General features: G+C 58.5%; 12 protein-coding genes and 3 pseudogenes. 9 read left to right on the top strand and 6 right to left on the bottom strand.

What is annotated here, in order from left to right:
* The first annotated feature begins 241 nt into the window (after positions 1–241).
* The 4 genes from QMK51_RS19750 to QMK51_RS19735 all read left to right on the top strand — a co-directional run bounded on the left by QMK51_RS19750 (position 242) and on the right by QMK51_RS19735 (position 4,345).
* Positions 242–745, top strand: coding sequence for a DUF6367 family protein (locus QMK51_RS19750; RefSeq protein ID WP_320391316.1), 504 nt, complete (start codon positions 242–244; stop codon positions 743–745).
* A 281-nt stretch (positions 746–1,026) separates the two neighbouring features.
* A complete protein-coding gene (locus tag QMK51_RS19745; protein ID WP_320391315.1) occupies positions 1,027–2,118 on the top strand; it encodes a hypothetical protein in 1,092 nt (363 codons plus the stop codon).
* A gap of 223 nt (positions 2,119–2,341) precedes the next feature.
* On the top strand, positions 2,342–3,772 hold the full coding sequence (locus QMK51_RS19740; RefSeq protein ID WP_320391314.1) for an IS1182 family transposase: 1,431 nt from the start codon (positions 2,342–2,344) through the stop codon (positions 3,770–3,772).
* Between the two features lie 174 nt (positions 3,773–3,946).
* Positions 3,947–4,345, top strand: coding sequence for a M10 family metallopeptidase C-terminal domain-containing protein (locus QMK51_RS19735; protein ID WP_320394543.1), 399 nt, complete (start codon positions 3,947–3,949; stop codon positions 4,343–4,345).
* A 26-nt stretch (positions 4,346–4,371) separates the two neighbouring features.
* Here the strand turns inward: QMK51_RS19735 and QMK51_RS19730 are convergent, their stop codons facing one another.
* From QMK51_RS19730 to QMK51_RS19710, 5 genes are all read right to left on the bottom strand, one after another.
* Positions 4,372–5,073 (bottom strand): VIT family protein, encoded by a 702-nt coding sequence (locus tag QMK51_RS19730; RefSeq protein ID WP_320391313.1) that lies wholly within the window; start codon positions 5,071–5,073, stop codon positions 4,372–4,374.
* Between the two features lie 31 nt (positions 5,074–5,104).
* Positions 5,105–6,082 (bottom strand): FAD:protein FMN transferase, encoded by a 978-nt coding sequence (locus tag QMK51_RS19725; protein WP_320391312.1) that lies wholly within the window; start codon positions 6,080–6,082, stop codon positions 5,105–5,107.
* Positions 6,066–8,246, bottom strand: coding sequence for a PepSY domain-containing protein (locus tag QMK51_RS19720; protein WP_320391311.1), 2,181 nt, complete (start codon positions 8,244–8,246; stop codon positions 6,066–6,068). Before QMK51_RS19720 ends, QMK51_RS19725 begins: the two co-directional genes overlap by 17 nt.
* Positions 8,247–8,271: 25 nt before the next feature.
* Positions 8,272–8,742, bottom strand: a complete 471-nt coding sequence (locus QMK51_RS19715; RefSeq protein ID WP_027926045.1) for a DUF2271 domain-containing protein — start codon at positions 8,740–8,742, stop codon at positions 8,272–8,274.
* Between the two features lie 92 nt (positions 8,743–8,834).
* Positions 8,835–9,158 (bottom strand): PepSY domain-containing protein, encoded by a 324-nt coding sequence (locus QMK51_RS19710; protein ID WP_258696856.1) that lies wholly within the window; start codon positions 9,156–9,158, stop codon positions 8,835–8,837.
* Between the two features lie 132 nt (positions 9,159–9,290).
* On the opposite strand from QMK51_RS19710, the gene QMK51_RS19705 reads away from it, so the two are divergent.
* From QMK51_RS19705 to QMK51_RS19695, 3 genes are all read left to right on the top strand, one after another.
* Positions 9,291–9,950, top strand: coding sequence for a response regulator transcription factor (locus QMK51_RS19705; RefSeq protein WP_027926047.1), 660 nt, complete (start codon positions 9,291–9,293; stop codon positions 9,948–9,950).
* Complete coding sequence (locus tag QMK51_RS19700; RefSeq protein ID WP_258696855.1) at positions 9,947–11,290, top strand: sensor histidine kinase; 1,344 nt, start codon at positions 9,947–9,949, stop codon at positions 11,288–11,290. Before QMK51_RS19705 ends, QMK51_RS19700 begins: the two co-directional genes overlap by 4 nt.
* A gap of 559 nt (positions 11,291–11,849) precedes the next feature.
* Entirely contained in the window at positions 11,850–12,497 is a 648-nt protein-coding gene (locus tag QMK51_RS19695) for a hypothetical protein (RefSeq protein ID WP_320391310.1), read from the top strand.
* A 39-nt stretch (positions 12,498–12,536) separates the two neighbouring features.
* On the opposite strand, the pseudogene QMK51_RS19690 reads toward QMK51_RS19695, so the two are convergent.
* A pseudogene (locus QMK51_RS19690) lies at positions 12,537–12,860 on the bottom strand (NmrA family transcriptional regulator); the annotation flags it as partial.
* Between the two features lie 169 nt (positions 12,861–13,029).
* On the opposite strand from QMK51_RS19690, the pseudogene QMK51_RS19685 reads away from it, so the two are divergent.
* Together QMK51_RS19685 and QMK51_RS19680 are read left to right on the top strand one after the other, a co-directional pair.
* A pseudogene (locus QMK51_RS19685) lies at positions 13,030–13,599 on the top strand (YceI family protein).
* Between the two features lie 118 nt (positions 13,600–13,717).
* Positions 13,718–14,280, top strand: a pseudogene (locus tag QMK51_RS19680) (GGDEF domain-containing protein); the annotation flags it as partial.
* Positions 14,281–14,359: the final 79 nt, after the last annotated feature.

Below are 14,359 nucleotides of genomic sequence, written 5' to 3'. Positions count from 1 at the left end.
GCCATACTCTCCGTTAGGCAGAATTCGTGGCGCTGGATATCGAGGGTTGGGGCGGAGAGATATGAGTAGCGCCAAGGAGTGGAACGTGGCCGTTCATAACGGGGGTTTTCAAGGACGTGTAGTGCGTCCTGAAACCCTCGATATCTCTCGAAAAAAGCCGACGACTCTAGCAAGTCGTGTCTGAAATGCCCTGATGTAGACTGAACAGCATTTCATCCTGCCAGAGAGGAGAACGAAAGAAATGAGCATCAGCGATTATTTGAAAGAGGCGTTGAATTCTGGATCGGATGATGAGATCACCGATGTGTACGTGACCTTGCCTGAAGAGGCGATCATTTACCTGGCTATTTCGCTTGAGGGGAATTGGAAGGAAATCGATAACGTTTGGTCGGCTCGCCTAGACGCAGCAGATCCTAAAAACAAGGCAAAATGCCATGTTCATATAGCGAAAACTAAACATAGATCCTCTAAAATGAAGCAGGTCGCTTGGAATGATGATGGTAGTCGGCATGATAAAAAAACGTTTGACGTCAAGCTCGGGCAGAGCAGGAAGGTACGGGCGATAGCTAGGGATGTTTTGGGTCTTGGTGACACCATAAGTCTCGAAAGCCAGGAGCACAAACAGCTTGTTGAGATGCCGCTCGTAAGCAGCACTCCGACCTTTTCGACCAATGGGAAAGAAGCGGCTATAGAGTTCTATGTGGAAACCAACACCACCCGCCGTCCTGCATGGCTCCGATGGTAGTTTTAGGTGAAGTGGACGATGTCCCTGAAGAGCAGGCCACTATTTTTCCCTACGAAGAAGCAAGCGTGTATGAATGACTTGCAACCACGATCAGGTAGCGGTGAGCTGCTCGGGCATGAGCCGCGGCGCCGCTGACTTTGAGCACAGTTCAGCTTTTACGACGGTTCGCAGGAATTACTGAATATTGCGCAATAGGGAGGAGCGAAAACTCTCTAACGCCTCCAGGCGCGGGGGGGCGCAAGCAATAGCGCCGTATCATTATCCAGCAGAAGGAAACTGCCATGCCACACACTCAGACGTCGCAGCTGTTCAATATCGATTCGTTGCTCGAGGAGCTTCAGGACGAAGTGGTCACGGGCGAGACCCTGGATCTATTCGTTGCGTCACTCGCCTTCAAGAACTTCGACGGCTTTGCCCGGCGACTACCATTCGTGCTTGAAAGCGTGACCCACCAAGCCGCGACTTGGCAGACGTTGGTAGCAGCTGCCCCCGCGAAGTTCAGGATCCGCCAGACCCAAGAAGCGGTGCTGGTCTTTGCACAGACCGAACATTGCGGCTGCGTGCGGACCTATCGATATCGGCGTGCACTGGGCAGCAGCGAACATGATGCGACAGGCACGGGTTGGTGCTCGATATCGACCCCTGAGACATTCTACGCGCAGCTCGACACGCCGGCGGCTGCGGCTGTGTTCCACGCCTGGCAGGCCTGGATGACCCGCACCACGGCAGAACAGGCCGCGATGGCTGAAGGACGCTTTGACAACACCGCGGTCTCCCGATCGGTGATTTTTACTGGGGTAGGCAATTGTTTGGCTTGTAAGGCGCCTGCCGTCGCCAGCGCCCGCACTACGTTGAGCAGCGCCGTTGACAATCGTCTGCTGATTCAATTGCCGTTGTGTGCTCAGCACCTGCAGGCCGCCCAAGAGTATCCGTGTGTCGCGCTCTTTCTAGAAACGCTGTTTTCAATCTCACTGGGACTGCCGGAGGTCGAGCGGAGCGAGGCGATCCCGGATGAGCTGATCGCATCGTTGCACACCATGGTGGCCGAGGCCTTGGGCGGCACTGTTGGCACCGCGCAGAAACGCCAGCGCGGCTGGCACTTGCGCATCGCGCTGCCCGATGGCTGGCATTGGTTGCTGCGCCTGAATACCCTGTTGGACTACGCGTACATGTTGTACCCGCCGGGCGCAAGCAAGGAGATCTACCGCGCTGACTCTGCGCCCGATCATCCTGACTTGCCATTTTTTCCCGATCATGAGCATGAGCGTCCCTCGAAAAAAAATGAGGGGATCGCACCAAGCTTTCTGTACGGCAACCCGCTGTTGGACCTGAAACGCTTGCAGCGTGTGGAAAAGGAACTACGCCGTGCCTGACGGTGCCGAGACTTGTGTCGGAGGGGCGACGCTAGTGGCTGTCGATTCAATAATATATATTTTTGTGTTGAGTCTGTTCCTCTTCGGGAATACACCGATGGAGGCGGCTTGGCTTGGTGTGCGTAGTGTGAGCTACCTATGGCTCCTTTTGGCCCAGAGTGTGTAAAAACGCCTTCGCAAACACTTGCTATGATTTCTGAGGATTTCATCGCAGGGATCGCCCATGAAGCGCTTTATCCAAGGTGAACATCGAGGTCAAGGCACCTTACTTCCCGAGAGCCTCGACGACTACGTCAGCGATACCAATCCGGTGCGCGTAGTCGACGTCTTTGTCGACGAACTCGACCTGGTCAATCTGGGTTTTGAAGGTGCCATTCCAGCCGATACTGGCCGGCCTGCTTACCACCCCGCGATCTTGCTAAAGATCTACATCTACGGCTATCTCAACCGTATCCAGTCGAGCCGACGTTTGGAGCGAGAAGCCCAGCGAAACGTCGAACTGATGTGGTTGACCGGGCGTTTGATGCCGGACTTCAAGACCATCGCCAACTTCCGAAAAGACAACAGCAAGGCCATCCGAGGCGTCTGTCGCCAGTTCGTTGTGCTGTGTCAGCAGTTGGGATTGTTTGGAGAAAATCTGGTCGCCATCGATGGCAGTAAATTCAAAGCAGTCAACAACCGCGACCGCAATTTCACCAGCGCCAAACTGAAGCGGCGCATGGAAGAAATTGAATCGAGCATCAATCGTTACCTGGCGGCACTCGATGCTGCCGATCGGCAAGAACCCACAGCTTCCGAGCCCGGCGCCGTGCGGCTGGAAGAGAAAATCGCCAAGCTCAAAACTCAAATGAAGGAGCTTCAAGCGATCGAAATCCAGCTCAACGAATCCCCGGATAAACAGGTCTCACTGACCGATCCAGACGCCCGTTCCATGATGACGCGCGGCACAGGAATCGTCGGCTACAACGTGCAGACAGCGGTCGATACGCAGCACCATTTGATCGTTGCGCATGAGGTGACCAACGTCGGTTCTGACCGCGATCAACTCAGCTCGATGGCCAAGCACGCCCACGAGGTGATGGCGTCAGATACGTTGTCGGTAGTGGCTGACCGAGGTTATTTCAAAAGCGAACAAATCCTCGCTTGTCACGATGCAGGTATCACCGCCTATGTGCCCAAGCCGATGACATCGGGAGCCAAGGCTGACGGGCGTTTCAATAACGATGCCTTCATCTATGACGCGGCAAAAAACGAATACATTTGCCCGGCTGGAGAGGCACTGATCTGGCACTATTCCTACGTTGAAAAAGGCCTGAAGTTGCACCGGTACTGGAGTTCGAAATGCCAGGGCTGCGCGTTGAAATTGCAGTGCACACCGAGCACGGAACGACGAGTTCGACGCTGGGAGCATGAAGACGTATTGGAGGAGATGCAGCTTCGGCTGAGCAAAGCACCAGAGATGATGCGAGTCCGAAAACGGACGGTTGAGCATCCCTTCGGGACGCTCAAACAATGGATGGGTGCGACGCACTTCCTGACGCGGAAGCTGGCCGGGGTGAGTGCGGAGATGAGCTTGAATGTGCTCGCCTACAACCTGAAACGGGTCATGAAAGTCATCGGTGCCAACGGTTTGATGAAGGCGCTGACGGCCTGAAAAAGGCTGATTTTGGTCCATCCCAGAGGCTGTAAAAACAGCGTTGGCGTGTTCCAGGCTGCGACTGATGCGGCCCGCGGTATGACCGTGCGATCGCTCAGCCAACGAACGAACGTCACTGCTCCACGACGATGAGGTCCAGCTACAACGGCGGTATCGACACCTTGAGACACGCTGGCCGGTAATGGCAACCGCGATACGTTGACCGGCGGTGCGGGGGCGGACATGTTTGTGTTCACCTCAACGAGCGACTCGGGGACATCAACCGCAAGCCGCGATGTCATCACCGACTTTGCGCAGGGCTCCGACCACATCGATCTGACCTCGATCGATGCCCGGACCTTTGGCGCAGGTTCCGCGGGTAATCAGGACTTCACCTTCCTCGGCGAGTGGAACGGCGCCGGCACCGAGTTCAGCAACCAGGCGCAATTGAAGTACCACTTCGTCAATGTCGGCGGGGTCGATCACACCTATGTGGAGGGCAATGTAAACAGCGGTAATGGCGCCGATTTCCAGATTGATCTGGTCGGGCATGTGGCCCTTACCGCGAGTGATTTTGTCGGCGTGGCATAGGTTGGCAGCGTACAAAGGAACCTGAACTAGACCACGGCGCCAAACAAGTGCCCCACCAGTGCGGTAATGCCCATGGCCAGTGCCCCCCAGAATGTCACCCGCCAGGCGCCGGTCATGACATTGGCCCCGCCGGCCTTGGCGGCGATGGCGCCCAGCGTCCCGAGAAACACCAATGACATGCCCGATATCCACGGCACTGCGTTGTGCTCCGGCGCGACAAACGTGACCGCCAACGGTAATGCGGCACCCACCACGAAGCTGGCGGCTGAGGCCAGGGCGGCTTGCAAGGGTTTGGCGGTGAGCGTGGCGCTGATGCCCAATTCGTCCCGAGCGTGAGAGCCGAGTGCGTCATGGGCCATCAATTGATCGGCCACCTGATGCGCCAACTCGGGGGAGACACCACGATGCCTGTAGATGTTGGCGAGTTCGATGTGTTCGGCTTTCGGATCATTGGCTAACTCGGCCCGTTCGCGGGACAAGTCGGCGCGCTCGGTATCGGCCTGGGAGTGCACGGAAATGTATTCGCCTGCGGCCATGGACATGGCGCCGGCCATCAGCCCCGCCATCCCCGTGACCAGCAACGTGGCGTGGCTGGCGTTGGCGGCCGCAACGCCAATCAGCAGGCTGGCGGTGGAGACTATCCCGTCATTGGCCCCAAGGACGGCGGCGCGCAGCCAGCCGATACGATCGCTTCGGTGTGCCTCGGTGTGCCTGTGCATGAATTTCATGGTTGATCGCGACTCACTGTCATTGGGTGGTTCACATCGGACGGGTTTCAATCTGCGCCTGCAATTGGCCGCCGACAATGGATATTTCCTTGAACTGTTGGCCGTCGCGCAGCACGAACAAGGCGTCCATCCCGCGCTCCTGGGCCAGGCGTGGACCTGCGGTTTCACCCAGCACCATCAACGCCGTGGCCCAGGCATCGGCGAGCATGCAGGAGGACGCCACCACGGTGACGGCGGCAAGAGGGTTGCACAACGGCGCGCCGGTGGCCGGGTTCATGGTATGGGCATAGGACTGACCGGCGACGTCGACCCACTGTCGATAGTCCCCGGAGGTCGCGATAGCGGCATCACCCAGTTCCATCACGCCCATGACTTCGCGCACGCCCCGGCGGGGCTTTTCCAGGGCCACGGCCCAGCACTGGCCATCAGGTTTGACGCCCCGGGCGCGCATCTCGCCATCGATACCGACCAGGTAGCGGGTGATGCCCAATCCGTCCAGGCAACGGGCCAGTTCATCCACGCCAAACCCTTTGGCGATGCCATTTAAATCAAGCTGCAGTGGTGCGCGTTTGCGCACCTGATTGCGTTGCGCATCAACCTCCAGCGCGGCGCTGGCGGACAGTCGTGCGTGCGACGACGGCGTGGCGAGCGCCTGCGCTGTGATCGCGTGTTCTCCGGGGCCGAACCCCCAGGCGTCAACCAGATCACCGACCGCGATGTCGAAGGCACCGCCCGATTGCTGACTGACGCGCAGTGCCGCAGACAGCACCGTCGCCAGTTCTTCAGGCACTGACACCCATTGCTGTTCTGGGGCGGCGTTGAGGCGATTGAGGTCAGAGTCGGGTTTCCAGGTGGACATTTGCTGATCCACCCGGGCCACGGCGCAGGCCAGGCTGTGGTTCACTGCGTCGGTATCAATCCCGGCAGCGGCATAGAACAGGGCGGTGTAGCGGGTGCCCATGGTCTCGCCGTTCAGGCTGTAGCGTTGCAGCTCAGTAGACGTCTTCACGGTAGCGTCCTTGTGCCTTGAGGGTCAGCACGCTCAGGTTGAGAGGCGCCAACACTTCATCGAGGGCCTGCATCACGCCTTTGGCCATCTCGCGACTGCCACACACCAGCACCTGGGCGCCTTTTTCAATCAGTCGGCGCAAGGCCAGGGCATCGCTGATCAGCCGGTCTTGCACGTAGCTGCGGTCCTGAACCTGAGAGAAGGCTGCACGCAATGCCGTGAGGCGGCGGTCCGACAAGTATTGGTTGAGCTGCGGTTCATAAAGGAAATCCGAGGCCGGGTTGCGCCCGCCCCAATACAAGTGCATCGGGTGTCGAGCGGTGTTGTTGCGGATAAAACCGGCCAGGGGGCCGATGCCGGTGCCGGCACCGATGAGGATCACCGGGTGCGTGCCCGACGCCGGGCGAAAGTGCGGGTTGGGCTGGATAAACGCTTCGATTGGCCCGCCGATGTCCAGGCCATGGAGAAATTCCGAGCACACGCCACCGTCGTGTTTGCGTACGCAGATTTCCAGCACGCCATCCTGCGAGCCGCTGGCCAGCGAGTAGAAGCGTGGGATCGTACTGCCTGGGGGCAAAATCCCGACCAGGTCACCGGCCAGAAAGTCCGGCAGCTTGCCGGGTGCCTTGAAGCGCAAGACGTGGGTCGGTGCGTTCACCTGTTCACCGTAGACAATGCGCTCCGTCAGCTGCAATGGATGGGTCTGTGGTTGCTGCGGGGTATGGACCAGTGGCAGGTCATGCTGGAGCACTTCGCCCAAGGCGTGGCCCCAGCGCGCAAACTCCTGAGAGGACTGACGGTTGACGGTTTCCAGCCCCAGTAATGGCGAGCCACCGGCCTGCAACATCGCTTCCTGTACCTGATGGGCGTACTGACAGAACTGCGTAAACTGCCGATCACCAAAGCCCAGTACGGCAAAGGGCAGCCCAGGCTTGAGGCCGGTTTTTGCCAGTTGCGTCAGAAACTGCGAAGCCGAGGCCGGCGCATCGCCGTCACCGTGGGTCGCGGTGAGGATGAACACCCGCTGAGCGTTGCGGTAGTGGTTGGCGTATTGATTCATTGTCGCGCTGTGTACCCGGTGTCCCGCCAGGTGCAAAGCGTCATGCAAGGTTTTTGCAAAGCCCCAGGTGCTGTTGTTTTCACTGCCCACCAGAATTATGCAGTCAGCAGTGTGGGCCGGGCTGTTGTGGCGGAGGGTCGGGCTCGCCTTGCGACGGCGCCACCACAACACAATGCCGGTCACGCTCATCAACGGTACGCAGAGGGCGCAGAGCCCTAGCGGCAGGCCCAGCCACCAGAGGCCTTCGCCGGTGTGCAATTGATAGATCAATTCGTAGAGGTTGTGCATCGAGTCGTGGGCTTGATAGGACAACAAGGCGCCGCTGGCCTGGTCCACGTAGCCGTCGCCCTGGGCCGTGCGCAGAGAAAACACATCGCGCGGGTTGCCGGGGCTCGGGTAGACCAGCTCGCGCAGGTCGTTCAAGTCGGTGGCCTGCAAGGCTTGCAGCTTCGCCACCGGCAGGGCCGGACCGGCACTGACGTGGGCGGGGAAGGCGGGTTCACTCTGACTGCCGTCGGCGATAAAGCCAAAAGTGGTGGCGGACATGTAGAGCCCGCTCAATGCCGACAGCAGCAGCCCCAGCAAGGCCAGTCGCCCGACTTCAGCGTGCCAACGCTGGCTGAAAGTACCCCGCAGCGGCCGCAGCAGGTTGCGCCAGCCACCCAGGCGCCGGGCCAGCAATAGCGCGCCGGACACCGACAGCATCAGCATGAACAGCGCGCCGACACCCGACACGCCATGGCCCGGCGTGCCAAGGAACAGCGAGCGGTGCAGCTCTTTCACCCAGCGTGAGAACGCGGATGGCTCGTCGGGCGCGAGGCCTTGGCCGGTCATTGGGTCGACTTTTTCCGCCCCGGCCTGGCCGTTCTGGTTGTAGTAGACGATCACCGTGCCAGACGCTGTGCGCTGGATCTGCTCTACGCCCGAAAAGTGGCTGGCAACGCGCCCGGCCAGTTGGCCGACGTTAAGTTGTCCGGCAGGAGTGGAGGTGCTGTGCAAGCGTTCCAGCGCCGGGTTGACCGAGAGGATCGCGCCGCTGATTGCCAACAGCATGACCAACAGGGCAGCGATCAGGCCGGGCAGGGAATGGGACTGGCGAAGCATGTTCAGCCTCCAGGAAGGGCAGGTGCTACAGATCGTAAGTAAAGGAGTCGACGTAGGCGCTGCCGGTCGCCGGCTTGCCTGAGCCTTTGGAGGTCAGGGGAACGCTGACATCGGCGCGGGCGTCGCGTTTGTCCTCGACAGCACTGTCGATGCGAATCTGGTACCCGGCATCAATCAGGGTGTCTGCCAGTTCGACGCTGACTTTGAGCGTGCGCCCGCTGCCGACACTGGCGCCGCTGACCCCGTCAAACTCGCTCGGGTTCATCCCGCTGCCACGGGCCCAGTCGCCCAGGTGCTTGTAGTACTTGGCCTTCTTGCCGGCCACCCACAGGGTTTTCTGGTATTGGCCATTGGCGTCGGTGACGTAGATCGCCAGGTAGGCATCATTGCCGCTGTAGTCCTTGAGCTGAGTGGTCAGGGTCACTTCACGGGCCTGGGCCAGACCCGGCAAGGCAATGGCGCTGGCGAGGCAGGTGGCTGCGATGATCTTTTTCATGAGGGTGTCCTTTTGATCGTTAGGTCGAGAGACTGGACCTGCTGGCTGACAGCAACCTGAAGCGCAGGAAAAATTCATCGACAAGTGAGGCGTCATTCGGTGAGCGGGCTGCCGAGGTAATCCCTGGCATCGCCGTCGTCGCGGAAATGAATCTCAAGTGTGTGCAGGCGCAGCGAGGCCGGTGAGTAGCTGGCTTCGATTGCATTGCCTTTGCGGTCCAGGCCCTTGAGCTCATAACAACCGTCGTCGACCTTGATGCGCTGCACGCTCCAGCCGTATTGCCGCTCGACCTGCTGGCGCAAGGTTTCGCGCGGTTGCCAGTCGCTCACCGGGTCGCTGCAATCGTCATCGGCCAGGGCGTAACCGCTGAGCAGCAGGCTCAACAGCGCGGCATGGGCAATAAAACCTGTTTTCATGATCTGTCTCCTGCCGAGGTCGGCGTCTGTGGCATACCCTAAGGTGCATTCCTGACAACCAGCTGAATCTTCAGATTGACGTCAGGTAAGGCAATTAAGGTGTTGCACGACAACCATCACGGGGGGTACCAGATGCGGGTTTTATTGGTCGAGGACGCACCTGGGTTGGGGGAGGCGGTGCGCGAGCAGATCGCCGATGACGGCCACGCCGTTGATTGGGTGCAGCGCCTGGACCATGCGCGCAACAGCGTGCGCACCACGCCTTACGACCTGATCCTGCTTGACCTGATGCTGCCGGATGGGCGCGGGCTGGATTTTTTGCGTCAGCAACGCTCGGCAGGGGACGTGACCCCGGTGATCATTCTGACCGCTCAGGATCAGATCTCCGACCGTATCGCCGGCCTCAATGCCGGGGCCGATGATTACCTGGTCAAACCGTTCGACCTGTTTGAGCTCTCGGCCCGTGTGGCCGCGGTGGCCCGACGCTACAGCGGCAACCCCAACCCGCAGATCAGACTCGGTGATTTGCAGGTCGACATGAACGCCCGCACCGTGCAGCGGGCCGGCACCACCGTGGACCTGACGGCGCGTGAGTGGGCGCTGTTCGAAGCGTTTGTGCAGCGCCCCAGCGCGCTGTTGTCCAAGTCGCAGCTGGAAGAACGGCTGTATGCCTTCGGTGCCGAAATCGAGAGCAATACCATCGAGGTCTATATCAGCCGGCTGCGTAAAAAACTGGGGCGCGATCTGATCGAAACCGTGCGCGGCATGGGCTACCGGTTGATGGCCGTATGAAGCCTTCCGTGAGCCTGCAAAAACGTCTCGGCCTGGGTTTGACCTTGGGCATGACGTTGCTCTGGCTGGGCGCAACCGTCGGCGCCTGGCTGGTGGTGCAACATGAGTTGGACGAGGCATTCGACAGCGCACTGGAAGAGACCGCGCAACGCATCTTGCCGCTGGCCGTGCTGGAAATCAGCAACCGGGAGGAACCCCGAGAGGCACAGCACGTTGCGACGTTGAAAATGCATAAGGAATACCTGACGTACCTGGTGCGCGATGCCAGTGGCAAGATCCTGATGCAGTCCCACGATGCCAACCCGAAGATCTTCAATCGACAGCCAACCGAGGGTTTTTCGACCTCTGAGAAGTACCGCTTGTATGGCGCCAGTGCATTGCGCGGGACGCTGTTCATTGAAATCGCCGAGCCGCTGAATCATCGCCGTGAAGCCGCGCGAGAAGCCTTGTTTGCCTTGTTGTTGCCGCTGTTGGCGCTGATTCCCGTCAGCCTGTTGGGCACCTGGTTGTTCGTGCGGATCAGCCTGCGTAGCGTGTTGGCGTATCGACGTGCGGTCGAGGCGCGTGGTGTGGGTGATCTGTCACCGATCAAGGTGGCCCGCCTGCCCGCAGAAATCGATCCGTTGGCCGAGGCGGTCAATCACCTGCTGGAGCGCTTGCGCAAGGCCCTCGAAGCCGAGCGCAGCTTTACCGCCAACAGCGCTCATGAGTTGCGTACGCCACTGGCGGCGACCCTCGCGCAGATCCAGCGTTTGCACCAGGAGGCGCCTGAAGGCCCTTTGCGAGTGCGTGCGGCGAAGATCGAAAACGCCTTGCGCGAGCTGGCGCGGCTGTCGGAAAAACTCATGCAACTGGCGAAGGCCGAGGGCGGTGGGCTGCTGTCCGAAACGCCTCAGGACCTGATTCCGTTGTTGGCCCATGGCGTCGATGAGTGGAACCAACGCAGCGGCCAGCGCATCAAGTTGCAACTGCCACACCAGGCCAGCGTGTACTCGAACATTGACCCGGACGCTTTTGGCATCTTGTTGCGCAACCTGATTGAGAACGCTCTGAAGTATGGCGCGACGGCGCAACCGATCGAAGTCAGCCTCACTGAACAGGCTCAACTGCGGATAGTCAATGGCGGGCCGGTGGTGCCGGCGCCAGTGTTGCAGCACCTGACCGAGCGCTTTGTACGAGGTCACAGTGAGATCAGCGGTTCAGGATTGGGCCTGGCGATTGCCAAAACGATTGTGCAGGGGGTTAACGCGAGAATGAAATTGAGCTCCCCTGCAACAGGTCGGCAAGAGGGTTTCGAAGTGTGCGTCTGGCTCCCGCTCGCGTCGGCGATCGACGGTTGAGGGGGGGGCGGGTCCCCGAGTTTCTGACGTGAAAAAGTATGACTGTTTCAGTCGTGCATGGGGGTAAATGCGAGCGGGTCTCTATTGCACTTTCCGTAAGTAACGCAACAACTAATGGATCCAATGAAAGAGTCTGAGGCTTATCTAATTTAAAGCGGGCCAGTTAGCCGGCGGCTTACGGAGAAGTTATCGGTTCATTGTCGATTTAGATCATTTGCGCTGAAGTAACCGTTTGTCGGTAGTCTGCTTAAAAAATGAACATTCGAGGCGTAACACCCTCTGATACTTCAGCGCGTTACCATGATCTGCTCCAGCAATCGTAGAAAAGAAGTGGAAAACGAACCTCATATGCAGTGACTGCAAATGGGGATTTTTTTATCTGAAATTCAGGAGGCAGTAAACAAGTCGATCATTGGTTTGCCAAGTGAATCAATGGGCTACGCAGTGTCAGGTCTGCGATTTGGCATCTCTTATAAAAGTAAGATCGCACAGGGGTTAGAAGAGTTAAATGCCCTGTTAGTTGTCGATCTGTACTATCGAACAAGGTGGAGAAAGTACCGTGGCGATAAATACAATTATGAGCCTGCTCGAAAATAAAGAATGTATGGAGTTTTTGCGGTTGGGCGTTATTTACATTCATTTAGTGTCTTGTTGTGTGGCCATTGGTTTGGTATTGACCAGTGATATTGCAATGGTTAAAGATTTGTTAAAGCGAAAAACATTCACTGAGCACGATCATGCTCATATGAAAAGTCTGCAGAAGTCGGTGATCGTTGCTTTGATAGCCTTGTGGGTGACGGGCGCCGCGGTCATCGGTATTGATTACCTGGAAAAAGGTATGAGCTACTTCATGAACCCGAAACTTCACGCCAAGGTGATCATTGTCATGCTGCTGACCTACAACGGCATCTTGTTGCATCGCCTGGTATTGCCCGCGCTGCAAAAGGCAGGCTCCTTGCTCGATCTCGGGTTCAGCGCACGGATGCTCGCGCTGTTCTGCGGCTCGCTGTCGGCCGTGTCCTGGATGTATGCGGCCATGCTGGGCGTCGGTCGGCCGTTGGCCTGGAAATACTCCCTGTTCGAACTGTTGATGGCGTATCCAGTGCTGATCGCATTGGGTTTCCTGAGCATGCTGGTGTTGACGCAGCGAGTGAAACAACAGGACTACGCCGCTATTTCTTCGCGGACGGTGGCGAGCCAATGTTAGGTCCGTTCAGCGTTTAAGTTTTCCTGGTCAAACAGTGGCCTAGTGGGTCTTGAGCCAGTCCTGAAACCGAGTTTTGCCAATGATGGGATTGGCGCCCGGTGTCAGTGACTGGTCATTGATCGGCGCACCAAAGTAAGGAACCGTGTCGTCCGCGACGGTTTGGCGCGGGTCCTGGGTGTGCTTGAGGTAATCGCTGGCGAACTCGACGAGCGGGCGGTTATCAGGTCCGGCCACTTCGACGGTCTGATTGACCGGCGCTTTCAACGCAATATCGGTCAGCGCCGCCGCGACATCGTCCGAGGCCACCGGTTGCAACGCGGCGGACGTCAGGTGAATGGTGTCGCCTACTTCACGCCCGGAGTAACACCCGCCAAGGTGGCAATATCGGGCGCTGCCCCGGAGTGGCCGACAGGTGGTCGAAAGTCCTGCAGCCAGTGGAAGAAACGCGAGTTATTTGCTTTAGTCCTCCTATCGCTGGCCCACGTGTGCGGGCGGTTCGGCTCATAACGGGAACCCTCTGACGGAGTATCCCATGAATGTTCGATTCCCGCGGCTAGCTGTTCTGGCCGTCGTGCTGACTGTTGGCTACTTGCCCTGCGCGCAAGCGGTGCAATACAAACAAGTCAACCAAGCCGCGAGCAAGATCTCCTTCACGTAAAACCAATTCGCCTCGCGGGTATACGGCACGATTGGCGTATTCGAAGCCAAGCTGGATTTCGACACGACCAACCCTGCGGCAGCCCGGGCATCGCTCACCATCCAGCTCGACAGTATCGATGCCGGCAGCAGTGACGCCAACACGGAACTGCAAAAGCCCGCCTGGTTCGATTCGGCGGCCTATCCCGTGGCGACTTTTGAATCGACCGATGTGAAGGCGCTTGGCGACAACAAATACACGATCATCGGCAAACTGACGCTCAGGGGCGTTACCCGTGATGTAGCGGTTCCGGTCCTGCTGAAAGCCGAGAACACCATCGGCATCTTCGACGGCGAGTTAACGCTCAAACGCAGCGATTTCAAGATCGGCGAAGGTGAATATGCCGATACCATGGTTTCCGACGACATCAATATCCGGTTCAAGATGGTTACGCCGCAGCAGTGATGCAGCGGTGTCGTCCGTGTGATCGGCATGAGGTCAGGCGTGTTATTCATTTGTTTGTCTAGGTGGCAGGGTGCCGCAATCGCTTTTTTTGTCGCAGCATCATGATCAGGCGGTTCACATTGATGGCCCAGGATTTCGGTACGACCAGGAGACTTTCATCGCGGCGCAAGTGCGCGGTGACCGATTGCGACAACTGTTCCACCAATCCGTGTCCGCGGTGTTCGGCAGTTACCTGGCCGCGCTTATGCTCTGCGAGCTGTGCTGGGAGCGCATGGATCACAGCGTGATGATCGGCTGGATTGGCCTGCTGAGCGCCTCGTCGTTATTGCGTATCCTAATGTTTGTGGTCTATTTTCGCAGCCCTGACAGTGAGCGCACGCCGCAACGCTGGGAGCGGATCTATTGGGTGACGCTGGTGTTGTCTGCCGGTATCTGGGGCGCTGGCGCGTTAGCCGTCATGCCGGCAGACGACCTGCTGGCCCAGGCGCTGGTCATGCTGTTTGCCGTTGGCATGTCGGTCAGTGCCGTGTCGTGTTACTCGTCCTATCGGTACATGACGCTGGTGTCGATTGCCCTGGTGTTGTTGCCATGTTGTTTCAACACTCGACCTTGCAAGTCGGTATGGCCCTGGCCGTCGTGGTGTTCGCTTCATTAGTCGCCAGGGCAATACACAACGTCAGCGCCAGGTAACAAGGGTGAGTCGTGTTCCGATTCTAGTTGTGAGCTACTTTTCACGAAGGGCTACTTATGGCCGTTTTCT

The sequence above is a fragment of the Pseudomonas sp. P9_31 genome (genome assembly GCF_034008235.1).
Taxonomy (GTDB): Bacteria; Pseudomonadota; Gammaproteobacteria; order Pseudomonadales; family Pseudomonadaceae; genus Aquipseudomonas.
Note: the sequence above shows the minus strand (reverse complement) of the source record. Positions and strands in the feature narration are given on the sequence as shown.

Excerpts from the sequence above, each read along its gene's own strand:
- QMK51_RS19750 (WP_320391316.1), top strand. The coding sequence starts at position 242 with ATGAGCATCAGCGATTATTTGAAAGAGGCGTTGAATTCTGGATCGGAT.
- QMK51_RS19745 (WP_320391315.1), top strand. The coding sequence starts at position 1,027 with ATGCCACACACTCAGACGTCGCAGCTGTTCAATATCGATTCGTTGCTC.
- QMK51_RS19700 (WP_258696855.1), top strand. The coding sequence starts at position 9,947 with ATGAAGCCTTCCGTGAGCCTGCAAAAACGTCTCGGCCTGGGTTTGACC.
- QMK51_RS19740 (WP_320391314.1), top strand. The coding sequence starts at position 2,342 with ATGAAGCGCTTTATCCAAGGTGAACATCGAGGTCAAGGCACCTTACTT.
- QMK51_RS19705 (WP_027926047.1), top strand. The coding sequence starts at position 9,291 with ATGCGGGTTTTATTGGTCGAGGACGCACCTGGGTTGGGGGAGGCGGTG.
- QMK51_RS19710 (WP_258696856.1), bottom strand. The coding sequence starts at position 9,158 with ATGAAAACAGGTTTTATTGCCCATGCCGCGCTGTTGAGCCTGCTGCTC.
- QMK51_RS19720 (WP_320391311.1), bottom strand. The coding sequence starts at position 8,246 with ATGCTTCGCCAGTCCCATTCCCTGCCCGGCCTGATCGCTGCCCTGTTG.
- QMK51_RS19730 (WP_320391313.1), bottom strand. The coding sequence starts at position 5,073 with ATGAAATTCATGCACAGGCACACCGAGGCACACCGAAGCGATCGTATC.
- QMK51_RS19715 (WP_027926045.1), bottom strand. The coding sequence starts at position 8,742 with ATGAAAAAGATCATCGCAGCCACCTGCCTCGCCAGCGCCATTGCCTTG.